Genomic DNA, 18,075 nt, shown 5'->3' on the forward strand with positions numbered 1-18,075 from the left:
CCCGCCGGTGGCCGTGCGTATCGGGCTCGACCCCTTCCATTTCTTCAATCGCCACGTCATGTTCCTGGTGCCGTCGGTGATCGTGCTGATCGGGGTGTCGTTCATGACGCCGCGGCAGATCCGGCGCACCGCGCTGATCGTGTTCGCGGTCTCGATCGCACTGATCGTGGTGACGCTTCTCTTCGGTCCGGAGGTGAAGGGCTCGCGCCGCTGGATCACGCTGCTCGGCGTCAACATCCAGGCCTCCGAAGCCGCAAAGCCCGCGTTCGTGATCGTCGCAGCCTGGCTGTTTGCCGAATCGACCAAGCGGCCGGAGATGCCGGCGACCTCGATGGCGCTGGTGCTCCTGCTGATGCTGGTCACGCTGCTGGTGATGGAGCCCGATTTCGGTCAGACCATGCTGATCTTGACGGTATGGGGCGCGCTGTTCTTCATCGCGGGCATGCGGATGATCTGGGTGTTCGGGCTCGCCGGCGCCGCCGGCGCGGGCTTGTTCGGCGCCTATCTTCTGGTGCCGCACGTCGCGGGCCGCATCAAGCGCTTCATGAACCCGGCCTCAGGCGACACCTTCCAGGTCGATACCGCAATGGAAGCGTTCTGGAACGGCGGCTGGTTCGGGCTCGGGCCGGGCGAGGGCATCGCCAAACGCAGCCTGCCTGACAGCCACACCGACTTCGTGTTCGCGGTCGCGGCGGAAGAATTCGGCATCATCCTCTGCCTGATGCTGGTGGCGCTGTTCGCCTTCATCGTGATCCGCACGTTGACGCGCGCCTATGCCACCGAGGACGTGTTCGCGCGTTTCGCAGCGTCGGGACTTGCGATCCTGTTCGGCGTGCAGGCGACGATCAACATGGCGGTCAATCTGCAATTGATCCCGGCCAAGGGCATGACGCTGCCGTTCATCTCCTATGGAGGCTCCTCGTTCGTGTCGCTCGCCTACGGCGTCGGCATGATGCTGGCGCTGACCCGGCAGCGGCCTCGGACCGAAATCGAATCGATGGAAGGCGCGAGTTCCCTGCGCGCCTACGCTTAACCAGTCCTCTCGTCATTGCGAGGAGCAACGCGACGAAGCAATCCGTCTATCCGACCTGAACTGCAATGGATTGCTTCGCTTCGCTCGCAATGACGATGTAAGAGATTGCCATGGACCAAGCGCCCTTGATTCTGCTGGCGGCCGGCGGCACCGGCGGCCATCTGTTCCCCGCCGAAGCGCTCGCCGTGGAATTGCAGCGGCGTGAGCTGCGTGTCCGGCTGGCGACTGACGGCCGCGCGCTGCGCTACGGCGGCCTGTTCACCAGGGACAGCATCGATCTGGTGCCGAGCGCGACGGTGCGTGGTCGCAATCCGCTCTCGCTGGCACGGACCGCGCTGACGCTCGGCTACGGCACGCTGGTCGCAACCAATATGGTGCGCCGGTTGAAACCTACGGCCGTTGTCGGCTTCGGCGGTTACCCCACGCTGCCGCCGCTGATGGCCGCGCGCCTGCTCGGTGTGCCCGGCATCATCCACGATGCCAATGCGGTGCTCGGCCGCGCCAACCGCTTCCTCTCCAGCCGCGTCAACGCGATCGCGACCTCGCTGCCCGGTGTGCTCGATCGCGATCCCGCGCTTGCCGGCAAGGCGACCACTGTCGGCACGCCGATGCGGCCGGCGATCCTCGCTGCCGCGGCGGTGAAATATGCCTCGCCCGGAGCGAATGGACCGCTGCGCCTGCTCGTCGTCGGCGGCAGCCAAGGCGCGCGGGTGATGAGCGATATCGTGCCGCCTGCGATCGAGAAGCTCGACCCTGCATCATGGAGCCGCCTGATCATCACCCAGCAGGTGCGCGAAGAGGACATGGCGCGGGTGCGTGCCGTCTACGACCGGCTCAAGATCAATGCCGAGCTCGCGCCGTTCTTCTCCGACCTTCCGGCACGGCTGGCCTCGAGCCAGTTGGTGATCTCGCGTGCGGGCGCGGGCACCGTCGCCGAGCTCGCCGCGATCGGCCGGCCTTCGATCCTGGTGCCGCTGCCGGGCGCGATCGACCAGGATCAGTTCGCCAACGCCGGTGTGCTGGCGCAGGTCGGCGGCGCAATCCGCATCGCACAGTCCGACTTCACACCCGATCGCCTGGCGGCCGAAATCGCAGCCTTCGCCGCTGAGCCTGCGAAGCTGACCGCGATGGCGCAAGGCGCGCGCGGCGCCGGCCGGCTCGATGCCGCGGAACAGCTCGCCGATCTCGTGATGAAAGTGGCCGGGATTTGATGCGCCAATCCGGCAGGAAGCCGGGGGAGGGTTGTTCATGACGGGTCTTTTGATTCACTCCGTCTCGGAATTCTCGGACTTGATCCTGGAGGCGCTGCGCCTCGCAGACGCGCGAAGCATTGTCGAGATCGGCGCGGAGTACGGCGGCATGTCGGCGCTGCTCGCCGAGCACTGCCGCGTACAAGGCGGCCAACTCACCAGCATCGATCCGGCGCCGAAGCGCGAATTCCTCGATTGGGTGGCCGCCAATCCCAATGTGCGTCACGTGGCCAAGACCAGCCTCGATGCGTTCGGCAAGCTCGATTCCGCCGATGCCTGGATCGTCGATGGCGACCACAACTGGTACACCGTTTATCATGAGCTGCGGCAGATCGAGGCGATCAGCCACCGCGCTGGCAAGCCCGTTCTGATCTTCCTTCACGATGTCGGCTGGCCCTGCGGGCGACGCGACGCCTACTATGCGCCCGACCAGATTCCCGCCGAGTACCGTCATCCGCATAGTTATGACGGGGGCGCCACGCTGGATCGCGCAAGCCTAACGGAAGGCCGTGGCTTTCGCGGCATGGGGCAATTCGCATTCGCAACCGTCGCCGGCGGCGCGCGCAACGGCGTGATGACCGCGATCGATGATTTCCTGGCGGAGCAGCTCGGGGAGGGCAAGGAGTTCGGCTTCGCCGAGATTCCGGCTGTGTTCGGACTCGGCGTGCTGTTCGACATGAACGCTGCCTGGAGCGCGCGGCTCGCGGAGCTCGTGTTGCCCTACCACCAGAACAAGCTGCTGCGCGTGCTCGAGACCAACCGCCTGCGCAACTATCTGCGGGTGATCGACATGCAGGATGAGGCCGCGGCGCGTGTTGCGCGACCGGGAGCGGCGTAGCCGCTGGGCCGATAGGGAGATGTCCGTGATCTTCGATCACAGCCGCCGGCAGGTAGCCGATGATAGCGACATTTCCACGGCGCAGGACCGGAAAAAGCCCTTGTCACGCATGGGAAAAGCGGGGCATCCAATAATCCGCGCCGCTGATTTGAGGCGCGCACAGAAGCTGGATTGTCCGCCCCGCAGCGAAGATCGCACAGGCGGATGAGGATGTCAGGAACCGGATCATGAGACTGCCGCGCGAGATCGGACCCATTCATTTCGTCGGGATCGGCGGCATTGGCATGAGCGGCATCGCCGAGGTGCTGCTCAATCTCGGCTATACGGTGCAGGGCTCCGACGCCTCGGACAATTACAATCTCGATCGGCTGCGCAAGAAGGGCGCGAAGGTGTCGGTCGGCCACAAGGCCGAGAATGTCGACGGCGCCAATGTCGTCGTGGTCTCGACTGCGATCAAGCGCGACAATCCGGAGCTGGTGGCGGCGCGCGCGCGGCGCATTCCGGTGGTGCGCCGTGCCGAGATGCTGGCGGAACTGATGCGGCTGAAGAGCTGCGTCGCGATCGCCGGCACCCATGGCAAAACCACGACCACCACGATGGTGGCGACGCTGCTCGACGCCGGCGGGCTCGATCCGACCGTCATCAATGGCGGCATCATCAACGCCTATGGCTCCAATGCGCGGCTCGGGGCCGGCGACTGGATGGTAGTCGAGGCCGACGAGAGCGACGGCACCTTCCTGAAGCTGCCGTCCGACGTCGTCATCGTCACCAATATCGATCCCGAGCATCTCGATCACTTCAAGACCTTCGAGGCGATCCAGGACGCGTTCCGCAGTTTCGTCGAGAACGTGCCGTTCTACGGCTTTGCCGTGATGTGCATCGATCATCCCGTGGTGCAGAGCCTGGTCGGCAAGATCGAGGACCGCCGCATCATCACCTATGGCCAGAATCCGCAGGCCGATGCGCAGCTGATGGATCTCACGCCGATCGCCGGCGGATCGAAGTTCAAGGTTTCGATCCGCAACCGCAAGACCGGTGCGACGCATGAGATTGCCGATCTCGTGTTGCCAATGCCCGGCCGTCACAACGCCTCGAACGCGACGGCGGCGATCGCGGTCGCGCACGAGCTCGGAGCCTCCGACGATGCGATCCGCCAGGCCATCGTGGGTTTCGGCGGCGTCAAGCGGCGCTTCACGAAGACCGGCGAATGGAATGGCGTCACTGTGATCGACGACTACGGTCATCACCCGGTCGAAATCGCGGCGGTGCTGAAGGCTGCACGCGAGTCCTACCAGGGCAAGATCATCGCCGTGGTGCAGCCGCATCGCTTCACGCGCCTGCAGTCGCTGTTCGAGGAGTTCTGCACCTGCTTCAACGACGCCGATACGGTCGTGGTCGCGGAGGTCTATCCGGCCGGCGAGGCACCGATATCAGGCATCGACCGCGACCATTTCGCCGCTGGCCTGCGCGCCCACGGCCATCGCAGCGTGATCCCGCTGCCTGATGCCGGTGAGCTCGCCAAGATCGTCCACGGGCTCGCGAAGCCGGGCGACCTCGTCGTCTGTCTCGGTGCGGGCAACATCACGCAATGGGCCTACGCGCTGCCCGACCAATTGAAGGCGCTGGGGTGATGGAGACGCACTCCTCAATCTCGTCATGGCCGGGCTTGTCCCGGCCATCCACGTCTTTAACTTGCGATTGTGTCGAAGAGGTCGTCCCAGTCCGGGTTCGTGGCGACGATCTTACGGATCTTCCAGGCACAGGGCCAATGCTTGATATTGTGCTCGCGTTGAATGGCGTCACGGATGTCATCGAATTGTTCGAAGTAGACCAGTCGCTTCAAACCGTACCGCTTGGTGAGGCCTTCGACGAATCCGGAACGGTGTTCGAATATCCGGCGAACGAGATCGCTTGTTACACCGACGTAGAGAACGCCGTTCGGACGGTTTGTCAGAAAATAGACGTATCCACCTGCCATGCCGAGATACTGCAAGACGTGGATGGCCGGGACAAGCCCGGCCATGACGGCCTGAGAGGGTTTTCTTGACCTTTCCTGACATCACGCCCGATCTGAAAGCCGCGATGCCCGAGCTGCGCGGGCGGCTGCTCGCCAACCAGTCGCTGGCGGAGCTGACCTGGTTTCGTGTCGGTGGGCCGGCGCAGGTGCTGTTCACGCCGGCGGACGAGGATGATCTCGCGTATTTCCTGAAGCATCTGTCGAAGGAGCTGCCGGTCTATGTCATCGGCGTCGGCTCCAATCTGATCGTGCGCGACGGCGGCATGCCGGGCGTGGTGATCCGGCTCGCGCCACGCGCCTTCGGCGAGACCGGCGCGGCCGATGATATCGTCACCGCAGGCGCTGCGGCGCTCGACAAGCGGGTGGCGGAGACGGCGGCTGCAGCCGGCATCGGCGGCATGGAATTCTTCTTCGGCATTCCCGGCACGATCGGCGGCGCGCTGCGCATGAACGCCGGCGCCAATGGCGGCGAGACCAAGGACGTGCTGGTGGAGGCCACCGGCATCGGCCGCGACGGCACCAGACACATCTTCAGCAATGCCGATATGAAGTTCGTCTATCGCAACAGCGGCGTTGATCCGTCTGTGATCTTCACCTCGGCACGCTTCCGCGGGAAGGTCACCGATGCGGCCGCGATCCGCGCGCGCATGCAGGACGTGCAGACGCATCGCGAGACCGCGCAGCCGATCCGCGAGAAGACCGGTGGCTCGACCTTCAAGAATCCGCCCGGCAACAGCGCCTGGAAGCTGATCGATGCCGCCGGCTGCCGTCGGCTGAAGGTCGGCGGCGCGCAGGTCTCGGAGATGCACTGCAATTTCCTGATCAACACCGGCAACGCCACCGGGCACGACATCGAGACGCTCGGTGAGACGGTGCGTGAACGCGTCAAGCAGACCAGCGGAATCGAGCTGCACTGGGAAATCAAGCGGATCGGGATCGGGAAGAGCTGATGCAGGTCACCATTCTGTTCGGCGGCACCAACAAGGAGCGACTGGTCTCGGTGGCGAGTGCGCAGGCGTTGCACCGCGCGCTACCTGACGCAGAGCTGTGGTTCTGGGACGTCGACGACACCGTGCATGCCGTCACGTCCGAGAAGCTGCTCAATCACGCCCGTCCCTTCGAAGTCGACTTCAAGCCCGATGATCGCGGCATCAGCCTCGCGCAGGCGCTCGACAAGGCTGCGGCGGAAGCGCGCGTGCTGGTGCTCGGCCTGCATGGCGGCCGCGCCGAGAACGGCGAGCTGCAGGCGATGTGCGAGATGCGCGGCATCGCGTTCACCGGCTCCGGTTCGGCGTCGTCGCATCTAGCCTTCGACAAGCCGTCGGCGAAGCGCTTCGCAGCGATCGCAGGCGTGAACGCGCCGCAGGGCATTGCGCTCGAGCAGATCGATCGGGCCTTTGCCGAACACGGCAGACTGATCGCGAAGCCGGCAAAGGACGGATCGAGCTACGGGCTGATCTTCGTCAATGCGAAGCAGGACCTCGTCGCCGTGCGCAATGCCGCGACGACCGAAGATTATCTGATCGAGCCGTTCGTGTCGGGCGTGGAGGCGACCTGCGGCGTGCTCGAACAATCCGATGGTGGGGTGTTCGCGCTGCCGCCGATCGAGATCGTGCCGGCCGAGGGCGGCTTCGACTACACAGCCAAGTACCTCCTGAAATCGACCCGGGAGATCTGCCCCGGCCGCTTCGCGCCCGAGGTCAGCGCCGCGATCATGGACCACGCATTGCGCGCGCATCGCGCACTGTCCTGCTCCGGCTATTCGCGCAGCGATTTCATCGTGTCGGCCAAGGGACCGGTCTATCTCGAGACCAACACGCTGCCCGGGCTCACCGCGGCCTCGCTGTACCCGAAGGCCCTGAAGGCGCACGGCATCGCCTTTGCCGATTTCCTGCACGACCAGATCGAACTTGCCCGGCGGCGCGCGCGGAAGTAGCCGGATAGGGCGGGAACCCAGGGTTCCCGGCCGGAATGGAACCGGCCTGTTGCTAAAATGCTAACGAGTTCGCGGCAAAGTACTCACAGGGTTGATCAAAACACGCTCCAGGCTGCGGGCATTTACCGTTTGTTTACCAGGAAGCCCGAAGGTTAACGCTGGCGGCGCATGTAGCGCTTGGCTGCCGGGGCGTGAGCTGTCGCGGATTACCGCTTCGAGGATCGCAACCAGGGAACAGGGGGCCACTCTTATCCCACCGGTAATGCCGAGACGTCACCTGTGCCGGGACCCGCGCAGTTTGCGGGCACAACATGTGACGAGCTCGTGCAATGGATGGTGCAGGACGCCTCGCTCGATCGGTGAGATCGCTGGGGCCTCAAGCTGACCTGAGGGCAGCCGCTATTGGAGCGGCGGTGCTGCTGCGCGAGCAAGCCGGCGCCTGGCTCGCCCNCCCGCCGCAAGCGTCCCGCGAAGCAGCCGGTGATCGATCGCGAGCCACCGAATCATTTCATCCAGACGATCGAGCGCTATCTGCCGCGCCGCGTCGGCCTAGCCGCGACGCTCGCGATCCTGTTCGGCAGTGCCGGCTTCGGCATCGTCAGGGGCGGCCATGTCGACGAGTTCGTCACGGCGCTGAACGATACCCGTAACGCGCTCGCCAATGCCGCGGGTTTCCGCATCACCACGGTCGGCATCAACGGCCGCAAGCAGCTGACCCAGGACGAGGTGCTCGCGATCGGCGGCATCAATGGCCGCTCCTCGCTGCTCTTCCTCGACGCCGAGACCGTACGCGACCGGCTGAAGGCCAATCCCTGGATCGCCGACGCCACGATCCTGAAGCTCTATCCAGGCCGGCTGCAGATCGACATCGTCGAGCGCTCCGCATTCGCGCTGTGGCAGGAGGACGGCAAGCTCGCCGTCATCGCCTCCGACGGTGCGGTGCTCGAACCCTATGTCACGCGTCGTTTCCTGAAACTGCCGCTGGTGGTGGGGAAGGGCGCCGAGTCCCACGCTCATGATTTCCTCGCGCTGCTCGATCGCTATCCGCAGGTGCGTTCGGTGACCAAGGCCGCGATCTATGTCGGCGAACGGCGCTGGAACCTGCGCCTCAAGGACGGCCTCGACGTTCGCCTGCCCGAGAACGACGTCGGCAATGCGCTCGCCGCGCTCTCCAAGCTCGACAAGGACGAGAAGCTATTCTCGCGCGACATCGTCGCCATCGACATGCGCCTGCCGGATCGCCTGGTCGTGCAATTGTCCGACGACGCCGCCAAGGCGCGCGAAGAGCTGTTCAAGGACAAGAAGCCCAAGAAGAAGCCGGGTGACACCGCATGACCGGCCTCGACCGCAACCTGACCCCGAAGACCCGTCCGATGCAGAAGCGCACCGCGCTGGTGGCGTCGCTTGACGTCGGCTCCAGCAAGATCGCCTGCATGATCGCGCGGCTGAAGCCCTCGCCGCCGAACGAGGCACTGCGCGGCCGCAGCCATGCGGTGGAGCTGATCGGCTACAGCCAGATCCAGTCGCGCGGCGTCAAGGCCGGCTCCGTGGTCGATTTGACCGAATGCGAGAAGGCGGTGCGCCATGCCGTGGCGCTGGCCGAGCGCATGGCCAAGGTCCGCGTCGAGTCCGTCCTGCTGTCGGTGTCCGGCGGCCGGCTGCATGGTCAACTCGTTGAAGCCGCTGCCGATATCCGCGGCGGCTCGGTCACGTCGGACGACATCAGCCGGGTCACCTCGGCCGGCATGCGCCACGCCACCGCTGCGGGCCGCACCGTTCTGCACGCGCTGCCGGTCGGCTACGCGCTCGACGGCGTCAAGGGCATCCGCGATCCGCGCGGCATGGTGGCGCGGCAGTTCGGCGTCGACATGAACGTGGTGACGTCGGACGCCACCGTCGCCAAGAACCTGATGCTCGTGGTCGAACGGTGCCATCTCAACGTCGAAGCGATGGCGGCGAGCCCCTATGTCGCCGGCCTGTCGGTCCTGACCGACGACGAGTTCGACCTCGGTGCTGCCGTCGTCGAGATGGGCGCGGGATCGACGACGATCGCGACCTATTCCGGCGGGCGCTTCGTGCACGCGTCCGGATTTGCGCTCGGCGGGCAACACATCACGATGGATCTTGCACGCGGCATCGGAGCGTGCATTGCGGATGCCGAGCGAATCAAGACTTTATACGGCACGGTGCTGACCGGTGGTTCGGATTCGCGCGAGCTGATGTCCGTCCCGACTGCAGGCGATGATCGGGAGACTCCGCAAATCGTGTCCCGCGCCACGATCGCGAACATTGTCCGGCATCGCGCCGAGGAGATTTTTGAGATGGTCCGTGACCGGCTCGCGGATTCCCCCTTTGCGGCTGAGCCGAGGGCCGGCGTCGTGCTGAGCGGCGGCGCGTCCCAGCTCACCGGCACCGTCGAGCTTGCCACCCGCATCCTGAACCGCCAGGTCCGCATCGGCCGCCCGCTCGGCTTCGGCCGGCTGCCGAGCGAGGCGAAGGGCGCCTCGTTCTCGGTGCCCTCGGGCCTGCTGGTCTATCCGCAATACGCTCATCTTGAACATGTCGAACCGCGGCGCACGCGGCAGCTCAAGACAGGGACTGACGGTTACTTTGGAAAGGTCGGACGATGGCTTCGCGAGGGCTTCTGATGACCGCACTTCGGCTCAAGGCATTTTCACCAACTCCCGCGGCCGCCGGCCGGGGCGAACCAACGCGCGCGTAATCGAGAGAGGCAACCATGGCACTCAATCTGACCCCCCCTGACATCAGCGAGCTGAAACCGCGGATCACTGTCTTCGGCGTCGGTGGCGCGGGCGGTAACGCCGTCAACAACATGATCACCGCCGGGTTGCAGGGCGTCGACTTCGTCGTCGCCAACACCGACGCGCAGGCGCTGACCATGTCGAAGGCGCAGCGCATCATCCAGATGGGCACCCAGGTCACCCAGGGCCTCGGCGCCGGTTCGCAGCCCGATGTCGGCGCAGCCGCCGCGCAGGAAGTCATCGACGAGCTGCGCGATCATCTCACCGGCGCCAACATGGTGTTCGTCACCGCCGGCATGGGCGGCGGCACCGGCACCGGCGCTGCACCCGTGATCGCCAAGGCCGCGCGCGAGATGGGCATCCTCACGGTCGGCGTCGTGACCAAGCCGTTCCACTTCGAAGGCCAGCGCCGCATGCGCACCGCCGAGTCCGGCATCGCCGAACTGCACAAGGTGGTCGACACGCTCCTGATCATCCCGAACCAGAACCTGTTCCGGGTCGCCAACGAGAAGACCACCTTCGCGGACGCCTTCGCGATGGCCGACCAAGTGCTCTATTCGGGCGTCGCCTGCATCACCGACCTGATGGTCAAGGAGGGTCTGATCAACCTCGACTTCGCCGACGTCCGCGCCGTGATGCGCGAGATGGGCAAGGCGATGATGGGGACTGGCGAGGCCACCGGCGAGAAGCGCGCGCTGACCGCCGCCGAAGCCGCGATCGCCAACCCGCTGATCGACGACTCATCGATGAAGGGCGCCCGCGGCCTCCTGATCTCGATCACCGGCGGCAAGGACCTGACCCTGTTCGAGGTCGACGAAGCCGCCACCCGCATCCGCGAGGAGGTCGATGCCGACGCCAACATCATCGTCGGCGCCACCTTCGACGAATCGCTCGACGGCGTCATCCGCGTCTCGGTGGTTGCGACCGGCATCGAGCAGGCCGCGATCGCTTCCCGAGCCCAGGCGCCCGCACCGCAGTCGGGTGGTTCGCCGGAGAGCCGGCTGGCCGATCTCACCGCGCGCCTGCGCGCCGACAACCAGCGTCTCGCCGAGCGCGCGCAGAAGCTGGATCCGCCTACCGGCGTGACGGTTGCTCCGATTGCCGCGCCGCAGTCCGCCGCTGCACCGCAGCCGCGTCCTCCGGCCGGTAATAATGTCGAGCGTGCGGCCCTCGCAGCGATCGCTGCCGCGGTTGCCCCGGAACACCCTGCTGCGCCGATGCAGCCGGCGTCCTACGGTGACGTCACCGTGCGCCCGATCGCCCAGAAGCCGTCGCTGTTCCCCGATCACGACGTGGCCCGGGCCGAGCAGCACGAGCCGATGCCGCCCGAGACCTTCATCCCGCAAGCGGCCGAGCGTTCCCCGGTCCGCGCCCCGCGGATGCCGAAGTTCGAGGACCTTCCGATGCCGGCGCAGGCGGAACTCCGCCAGGCCCGCGGCGAGGGCGAGGAGGAACATCCGCAGAAGACCCGGTTGTCGCTGCTGCAGCGGCTCGCCAATGTCGGCCTCGGCCGTCGCGACGAAGAGACCGAGCCGCCGATCGCGGCCCGCGCCTCAGGTCCCGCGATGCCCACGATGCCGCCGCTGCCCGAGCGCAGGTCGGCCCGCAGCGTCGCGCAGCAGATCGCCCAGAACGAATCACCGGTATCGGAATATGCGAAGCGGCCCGCGCCGCAGGGATTGGACGCTCATGGGCGGCCGGCATCTGTTGCACCCGTGCCACAGGGCGACGACCATCTTGATATCCCGGCCTTCCTGCGCCGGCAGGCCAACTGAAGTTTGTTACAACCTTGACCACCAAGAAGGCCCCGGCGGGAACCGCCGGGGCCTTTGTCTTTGGGCTGAGATCGTGTCAGAGTCCGGTGATCAAACGACTGATATTAAATGATTAATTATTCTTTTCGTGGTGAGGTGGCGCGTTTCGGAAGGCCCGTTTCGCTGTCGCAATTTGGTTAACCTTGGGCGCGAATGCGGCAGAGATGGGGTAACAATCGGTAAAGAAGCGTGAGTTGGCGCGGTTTGGGCCAAACACTATGGTCTGCCCGTGACTTGGGGAGCTCAAGCGAGTCGGCCTTGGGGAAGTTGGCCACTTGATTTGAGTGAAGTCGGGTAGTGTGGGCATTATCGAATGAAATTTAGCCGCCAAACAACGCTTCGGTCGCAAGCCACCGTGACGGGCGTCGGCGTTCATTCTGGTCAACCTGTCAATCTTACCTTGGGACCCGCGCCGGTCGACGCCGGTTTCGTTTTCGTCCGCACCGGTCTTGAAGGTGCCGATCGCGAAATCCAGGCCACTGCCGACGGCGTGATCGCAACAGATTTTGCGACGGTGCTGGGTGACCGCGAAGGTCCGCTGGTTTCCACCGCTGAACATGTACTCGCCGCGCTGCGCGGCATGGGCGTCGACAACGCCATCATCGAGGTCGATGGTCCCGAAGTTCCGATCATGGACGGCAGCGCCGCGGCGTTCGTCGCAGCGATCGATCAGGCCGGCATCGTCACCCAGCCCGCCGTCCGCCGTTTCATCCAAGTGCTGAAGCCGGTGCAGGTCAAGATGGGCGAATCGGTCGGCGAGCTGCGTCCGTTTGCCGGCGGTTTCCGCGCCGAGGTCGAGATCGACTTCACCAACCCGGTGATCGGCCGCCAGAGCTTGTCCTTCGATCTCTCGCCGGAAGGCTTCCGTCGCGACATCGCACGCGCCCGGACCTTCGGCTGCGTAGCCGACACGGCCCGCCTCTGGAGCGCGGGCTTTGCGCTCGGCGCGTCCTTCGAGAATACCGTGGTGTTCGACGAAACCCGCCTGCTCAATCCCGAGGGGCTGCGCTACGCCGACGAATGCGTCCGCCACAAGGTTCTCGACGTGATCGGCGACCTCTCGCTGGCCGGCCTGCCGCTGCTCGGCATCTACCGCTCGAAGCGCGGCGGTCACAAGCTTAATAACGCGGTGCTGCGGGCGTTTCTCGCCGACCGCAGTGCGTGGCGAGTGGTCGAGGCGGAAACCGCACGGCGGCCATCCCGCAGCCACGTCGAGGCCGGCGCAGGCACGGTGGGCGGCTTGATTGCCCCGGCGTACGGCCCGGACGTGTCCTGAGCGTCACGGCCGACGTCGTTCAGGTCCAGATTTCCGCAGTCTCCACAGCAGGTCACAGGCGTGTCCGGTCGCCTTATTCCGGGCGGAATGGCTACGTATTCGGTTGGTGAACGGCCATTTTTTGGCTAAACAGGCCGGCGCCCGCGCGACACGGCGCCAATGGTACGGGGTTTTTGGTGTCCATGATCGCGGTTCATGGACGAAGTGGGCTTCGCCGTTAACCGCATCAAAGGCGTCAGGTTCTATATTTCATGTCGGCAAAGCGTATGACGCTCGAACTCGATCATTCTGACGTCTCCGGCCTGAAGCGGGCCGCCCGCGCGCTGCGTTTCGCGGCGGGCCTTGTCGTGCTTGCGCTGCCGCTCAGCGGCTGCGGCACCGGCGCGCTGTGGGACAAGTTCATGGCCAAGGACGACACGTTCGTCGATGAGCCCGCGGACAAGCTCTACAATGAGGGCTTGTACATGATGAACGAGAAGAAGGATCTGAAGGCCGCTTCGAAGAAGTTCGAGGAAGTCGACCGGCAGCATCCCTATTCAGAGTGGGCGCGCAAGTCGCTCTTGATGTCGGCCTACTCCTATTACCAGGCCGGCGACTACGATAGCTGCATCGGTTCTGCGACCCGTTACGTCACGCTGCATCCCGGCAGTCCGGACGCGGCCTACGCCCAGTACCTGATCGCAGCATCGCATTTCGACCAGATCCCGGACATCTCCCGCGACCAGGGCCGCACCGAGAAGGCGATCGCGGCGCTCGAAGAGGTGGTCCGCAAGTATCCGACCTCTGAATACGCCACCTCGGCCAAGACCAAGATCGAGGCTGCGCGCGACCAGCTCGCCGGCAAGGAAATGGCGGTCGGCCGCTACTACATGGAGAAGCGCGACTTCACCGCGGCGATCAACCGCTTCAAGACGGTGGTCACGCAGTACCAGACCACCCGCCACGTCGAAGAGGCGCTCTACCGGCTCACCGAGGCCTATATGGCGATCGGTATTGCCGGCGAGGCACAGACCGCAGCCGCCGTGCTCGGGCACAATTTTCCGGACAGCCGCTGGTACAAGGACGCCTATAATCTAGTAAAGTCCGGCGGTCTCGAGCCGAGCGAGAATCAGGGGTCCTGGATCAGCCGGACCTTCAAGAAGATAGGTCTCGGCTAGGAATTGTCCTCGCATGCTGGCGCGTCTGTCGATCCGTGACATCGTCCTGATCGAACGGCTCGATATCGAATTCTCCCGTGGCCTGGCGGTGCTGACCGGTGAAACCGGCGCCGGCAAATCCATCCTGCTCGATGCCTTTGCGCTGGCGCTCGGCGGCCGCGGCGATGCCAGTCTCGTGCGCCACGGCGCCGAGCAGGGGCAGGTCACCGCGATGTTCGACGTGCCGAAGGGACATCCGGCCGCCAGGATCCTGGCCGAGAACGGCCTCGACGACGCGAGTCAGGACGATTCTTGCGAGATGATCCTGCGCCGCGTGCAGTTGGCCGACGGCCGCACCCGTGCCTTCGTCAACGACCAGGCGATCAGCGTTCAGACCCTGAAAGCGGTCGGCGCGGCGCTGGTCGAGATCCATGGCCAGCACGACGACCGCGCCTTGGTTGACGCCTCGACACATCGCCAGCTGCTCGACGCGTTCGCCGGGCTTGAGAAGGACGTCATGGCGCTGGAAGCGCTGTGGGACGCACGCCGCACCGCCAACGCCGATCTCGACGAGCATCGCGCCGGCATGGAGCGCGCGGCGCGCGAGGCCGACTATCTGCGTCACGCCTCCCAGGAGCTGAAGACGCTGGCGCCGAAGGAGGGCGAGGAGACCGAGCTCGCCAACCGCCGCACGACGATGATGCAGGGTGAGAAGATCGCAACCGACCTGCGCGAGGCGCAGGAGGCGATCGGCGGCTCGCATTCGCCGGTGGCGACCCTGTCGGCCGCGGTGCGGCGGCTGGAGCGGCGCGCCGGCAACGCGCCCGGGCTGATCGAACCTGCTGTGAAGGCGATCGATGTTGCGATCAACGCGCTGGAAGAGGCCGACCAGCATCTCAATGCCGCGCTGGCGGCGACCGATTTCGATCCGGCCGAGCTCGAACGCATCGAGGAGCGGCTGTTCGCGCTGCGTGCCGCCTCGCGCAAATATTCGACGCCGGTCGACCTGCTCGCGGCGCTTGCGGCCCAATACGCCAACGACGTCGCGCTGATCGATGCCGGCGCCGACCGCTTGAAGAAGCTCGAGGCGGCGGCCGGTGAAGCCGACAAGCGCTACGGCGCCGCCGCCGCCAAGCTGTCGGCGGCGCGCGTCAAGTCGGCCGAGAAGCTCAACAAGGCCGTCAACGCCGAGCTCGCACCGCTCAAGCTCGAGCGTGCCAAGTTCATGACCCAGATCGAGACCAATGCGGCCTCGCCGGGTCCTCAGGGCATCGATCGCGTCGAATTCTGGGTCCAGACCAATCCGGGCACCAAGCCCGGACCGATGATGAAGGTCGCCTCCGGCGGCGAGCTGTCGCGCTTCCTGCTGGCGCTCAAGGTCGTGCTCGCCGATCGCGGCTCGGCGCCGACGCTGGTGTTTGACGAAATCGACACCGGTGTCGGCGGCGCGGTGGCGGATGCGATCGGCTCGCGGCTGTCGCGCCTCGCCGGCAAGGTGCAGGTGATGGCGGTGACCCATGCGCCGCAGGTTGCCGCGCGTGCCGGCCAGCATTTGTTGATCTCGAAGGACGCGCTCGACAAGGGCAAGCGCGTTGCCACCCGCGTCAACGCGCTCGCCGCCGACCACCGCCGCGAGGAGATCGCGCGCATGCTGGCCGGCGCCGAGATCACCGCCGAGGCGCGGGCGGCAGCCGAGCGCCTGCTGCGCGCGGCGACGGCTTAAGCGGCGGCGCGCATCCATGGCCACCAAAGCGAAGAAAGCGCTGGTCGACGTCGCCAAGCTCACCAGGGCCCAGGCCAGGGTCGAGCTGACCCGGCTGGCGCTTGAGCTCGAAGGTCACGACAAGCGCTACTACCAGGACGACGCGCCCAGCGTCACCGACGCCGAATACGATGCGCTGCGGCAGCGCTACAACGCGATCGAGAAGCGCTTTCCCGAATTCGTCACCTCGGACTCGCCGTCGCAGAAGGTCGGTGCGGCGCCGTCGGGACGCTTCAGGAAGGTCCGCCATTCCGTCCCGATGCTGTCGCTGGACAACGCGTTTGCGGAAGCGGACGTGATCGACTTCGTCGGGCGCATCACACGCTTTCTGAAATTGCCTGATGACAAGATCGATTTCTCGGCCGAGCCGAAGATCGACGGTCTGTCGATGTCGCTGCGCTATGAGGGCGGCGAGCTCGTGACCGCCGCGACGCGCGGCGACGGCGCCGAAGGCGAGGATGTCACCGCCAATATCCGCACGCTCGAGGACGTGCCCGAGAGGCTCAAGGGCCGCAACATACCCGATATCTGCGAGGTGCGCGGTGAGGTCTACATGACCAAGAAGGCGTTCCTGGCGTTGAACGAGCGGCAAAAGGCCGCCGGCGACACCATCTTCGCCAATCCTCGCAATTCGGCCGCGGGCTCATTGCGGCAGAAGGATCCGACGATTACCGCATCGCGTCCGCTCGGTTTCTTCGCCTACGCCTGGGGCGAGATGAGCGCGATGCCGGAGGAGACCCAGACCGGCATGATCCACTGGTTCGAGCGCTGCGGCTTCAAGACCAATCCGCTGACCAGGCTGTGTCGCTCGGTCGAGCAGCTGATCGCGTTCCATCGCGAGATCGAGGAGCAGCGCGCGGAGCTCGACTACGATATCGACGGTGTCGTCTACAAGGTAGACCGCATCGACTGGCAGGAACGGCTCGGCTTCGTGTCGCGCACGCCGCGCTGGGCGATCGCGCACAAATTCCCCGCCGAGCGCGCGATGACCGTGTTGCGCGATATCGAGATCCAGGTCGGCCGCACCGGCTCCTTCACCCCGGTCGGCAAGCTCGAGCCGGTCGGCGTCGGCGGCGTGATCGTGCAGAACGTCACGCTGCACAACGAGGATTACATCAAGGGCATCGGCAACAAGGGCGAGGTGCTGCGCGAGGGCCGCGACATCAGGATCGGCGACACCGTCGTGGTCCAGCGTGCCGGTGACGTGATCCCGCAGGTGGTCGATGTCGTGATCGACAAGCGGCCGAAGAACGCCAAGGAATTCCACTTCCCGAAGAAGTGCCCGTGCGAGCTGCACACCGACGTGGTGCGCGAGGAAACCGCGACCGGCGAGGAGGGCTCGCGCGCCCGCTGCAGCGGCGAGTTCGCCTGTCCCTATCAGAAGATCGAGCATCTCAAACTGTTCGTGTCGCGCCGCGCCTTCGACATCGACGGCCTCGGCGAGAAGCAGCTGCAGTATTTCTTCGACGAGGGATGGGTGACGGAACCCGCCGACATCTTCACGCTGCCGAAGCGCAATGCGAAGCTCAAGCTGGAGGAGATCGAGGGCTACGGCGAAACCTCGGTGCGCAACTTGTTCGCCGCGATCGACAGCCGCCGCAAGATCTCGCTGGAGCGCTTCATCTATGCGCTCGGCATGCGCCATGTCGGCGAGACCACGGCGCTGGCGCTGGCCCGCGGCTACGGCTCCTGGGACGCATTCCACGATGCCTGCCTCAAGGTCACCAAGGGCGATGAGGAAGCCATCGCAGAAATGGATGCGCTCGACCAGATCGGTGACACCGTGATCAAGAGCATCGCGGATTATTTCGGCGAGAGCCACAATCGCGGCATCGTCGATCGGCTGACCAAGGAGCTCGGCGAGATCGTCGACGCCGAGAAGCCGAAGAGTAATTCGGCGGTCGCCGGCAAGACGGTGGTGTTCACCGGCTCGCTCGAGAAGATGACGCGCGACGAGGCCAAGGCGACGGCCGAACGGCTTGGCGCCAAGGCGGCCGGCTCGGTGTCGAAGAAGACCGACTATGTCGTCGCGGGGCCCGGCGCCGGCTCGAAGCTCGCCGAAGCGCAGAAGCACGGCGTCCGGGTGCTGACTGAAGACGAGTGGCTGAAGCTGATCGGGGAGTGAGCGGCGCTGTCGCCTCATTCTCCGCCGCCATCACCCGCGCATGCGCATGCGGGTGATCCAGTATTCCAGAGGCACCAATGGAATACAGATCAGCCACGGCGTACTGGATCCCCGCATTCGCGGGGA

At 65.5% G+C, this 18,075-nt stretch carries 13 protein-coding genes and 3 pseudogenes; 15 read left to right on the top strand and 1 reads right to left on the bottom strand.

The features are described 5' to 3' along the window. The 4 genes from AS156_RS01430 to murC form a co-directional block, all read left to right on the top strand. The coding region (locus AS156_RS01430) for a peptidoglycan glycosyltransferase FtsW (RefSeq protein WP_245312498.1) at positions 1-1,033 on the top strand (1,033 nt) is incomplete at its 5' end. Positions 1,034-1,143: 110 nt separating this feature from the next. Next, positions 1,144-2,244 (top strand): undecaprenyldiphospho-muramoylpentapeptide beta-N-acetylglucosaminyltransferase, encoded by a 1,101-nt coding sequence (gene murG / locus AS156_RS01435; protein ID WP_066498974.1) that lies wholly within the window; start codon positions 1,144-1,146, stop codon positions 2,242-2,244. 37 nt (positions 2,245-2,281) lie between these two features. After that, a complete protein-coding gene (locus AS156_RS01440; protein WP_066499308.1) occupies positions 2,282-3,121 on the top strand; it encodes a class I SAM-dependent methyltransferase in 840 nt (279 codons plus the stop codon). A 227-nt stretch (positions 3,122-3,348) separates the two neighbouring features. Beyond that, a complete protein-coding gene (murC, locus tag AS156_RS01445) occupies positions 3,349-4,752 on the top strand; it encodes a UDP-N-acetylmuramate--L-alanine ligase (RefSeq protein ID WP_066498976.1) in 1,404 nt (467 codons plus the stop codon). Between the two features lie 56 nt (positions 4,753-4,808). Here murC and AS156_RS01450 read toward each other — a convergent pair whose 3' ends face one another. Then, the gene (locus AS156_RS01450; protein ID WP_066498978.1) at positions 4,809-5,144 is read right to left on the bottom strand and encodes a GIY-YIG nuclease family protein; all 336 of its coding nucleotides are present in this window, start codon (positions 5,142-5,144) and stop codon (positions 4,809-4,811) included. Positions 5,145-5,164: 20 nt separating this feature from the next. Here AS156_RS01450 and murB point away from each other — a divergent pair, with 20 nt between their 5' ends. The 11 genes and pseudogenes from murB to ligA all read left to right on the top strand — a co-directional run bounded on the left by murB (position 5,165) and on the right by ligA (position 17,949). Continuing rightward, the gene (gene murB, locus AS156_RS01455) at positions 5,165-6,088 is read left to right on the top strand and encodes a UDP-N-acetylmuramate dehydrogenase (RefSeq protein ID WP_066498981.1); all 924 of its coding nucleotides are present in this window, start codon (positions 5,165-5,167) and stop codon (positions 6,086-6,088) included. Next, the gene (locus AS156_RS01460) at positions 6,088-7,074 is read left to right on the top strand and encodes a D-alanine--D-alanine ligase family protein (protein WP_066498985.1); all 987 of its coding nucleotides are present in this window, start codon (positions 6,088-6,090) and stop codon (positions 7,072-7,074) included. The genes murB and AS156_RS01460 overlap by 1 nt, the downstream gene beginning before the upstream one ends. Positions 7,075-7,139: 65 nt before the next feature. Continuing rightward, a pseudogene (locus AS156_RS43825) lies at positions 7,140-7,437 on the top strand (D-alanine--D-alanine ligase); the annotation flags it as partial. Then, positions 7,404-7,524, top strand: a pseudogene (locus tag AS156_RS45875) (cell division protein FtsQ/DivIB); the annotation flags it as partial. The pseudogenes AS156_RS43825 and AS156_RS45875, both read left to right, overlap by 34 nt. Position 7,525: 1 nt before the next feature. Then, positions 7,526-8,409, top strand: a pseudogene (locus AS156_RS01465) (cell division protein FtsQ/DivIB); the annotation flags it as partial. Then, positions 8,406-9,722 (top strand): cell division protein FtsA, encoded by a 1,317-nt coding sequence (gene ftsA / locus AS156_RS01470; protein WP_066498988.1) that lies wholly within the window; start codon positions 8,406-8,408, stop codon positions 9,720-9,722. The pseudogene AS156_RS01465 and the gene ftsA, both read left to right, overlap by 4 nt. Before the next feature lie 89 nt (positions 9,723-9,811). Continuing rightward, entirely contained in the window at positions 9,812-11,611 is a 1,800-nt protein-coding gene (gene ftsZ / locus AS156_RS01475) for a cell division protein FtsZ (protein WP_066498993.1), read from the top strand. 352 nt (positions 11,612-11,963) lie between these two features. Next, positions 11,964-12,926, top strand: coding sequence for a UDP-3-O-acyl-N-acetylglucosamine deacetylase (gene lpxC / locus AS156_RS01480; protein ID WP_066498994.1), 963 nt, complete (start codon positions 11,964-11,966; stop codon positions 12,924-12,926). A 251-nt stretch (positions 12,927-13,177) separates the two neighbouring features. Beyond that, positions 13,178-14,083: an outer membrane protein assembly factor BamD gene (locus tag AS156_RS01485; RefSeq protein ID WP_066498996.1), complete on the top strand. Its 906-nt coding sequence runs from the start codon at positions 13,178-13,180 to the stop codon at positions 14,081-14,083. Positions 14,084-14,096: 13 nt separating this feature from the next. Next, complete coding sequence (recN, locus tag AS156_RS01490) at positions 14,097-15,785, top strand: DNA repair protein RecN (RefSeq protein WP_066498999.1); 1,689 nt, start codon at positions 14,097-14,099, stop codon at positions 15,783-15,785. Between the two features lie 16 nt (positions 15,786-15,801). After that, positions 15,802-17,949: an NAD-dependent DNA ligase LigA gene (ligA, locus tag AS156_RS01495; protein ID WP_066499003.1), complete on the top strand. Its 2,148-nt coding sequence runs from the start codon at positions 15,802-15,804 to the stop codon at positions 17,947-17,949. The last annotated feature ends 126 nt before the right edge of the window (positions 17,950-18,075 follow it).

This window comes from Bradyrhizobium macuxiense (assembly GCF_001542415.1).
Taxonomy (GTDB): domain Bacteria; phylum Pseudomonadota; class Alphaproteobacteria; order Rhizobiales; family Xanthobacteraceae; genus Bradyrhizobium; species Bradyrhizobium macuxiense.

Coding starts and splice junctions, on each gene's coding strand:
- AS156_RS01460 (WP_066498985.1), top strand. CDS start 6,088: ATGCAGGTCACCATTCTGTTCGGCGGCACCAACAAGGAGCGACTGGTC.
- AS156_RS01450 (WP_066498978.1), bottom strand. CDS start 5,144: ATGGCCGGGCTTGTCCCGGCCATCCACGTCTTGCAGTATCTCGGCATG.
- recN (WP_066498999.1), top strand. CDS start 14,097: ATGCTGGCGCGTCTGTCGATCCGTGACATCGTCCTGATCGAACGGCTC.
- ftsA (WP_066498988.1), top strand. CDS start 8,406: ATGACCGGCCTCGACCGCAACCTGACCCCGAAGACCCGTCCGATGCAG.
- murG (WP_066498974.1), top strand. CDS start 1,144: ATGGACCAAGCGCCCTTGATTCTGCTGGCGGCCGGCGGCACCGGCGGC.
- ligA (WP_066499003.1), top strand. CDS start 15,802: ATGGCCACCAAAGCGAAGAAAGCGCTGGTCGACGTCGCCAAGCTCACC.
- ftsZ (WP_066498993.1), top strand. CDS start 9,812: ATGGCACTCAATCTGACCCCCCCTGACATCAGCGAGCTGAAACCGCGG.
- lpxC (WP_066498994.1), top strand. CDS start 11,964: ATGAAATTTAGCCGCCAAACAACGCTTCGGTCGCAAGCCACCGTGACG.
- murC (WP_066498976.1), top strand. CDS start 3,349: ATGAGACTGCCGCGCGAGATCGGACCCATTCATTTCGTCGGGATCGGC.
- AS156_RS01485 (WP_066498996.1), top strand. CDS start 13,178: ATGTCGGCAAAGCGTATGACGCTCGAACTCGATCATTCTGACGTCTCC.
- AS156_RS01440 (WP_066499308.1), top strand. CDS start 2,282: ATGACGGGTCTTTTGATTCACTCCGTCTCGGAATTCTCGGACTTGATC.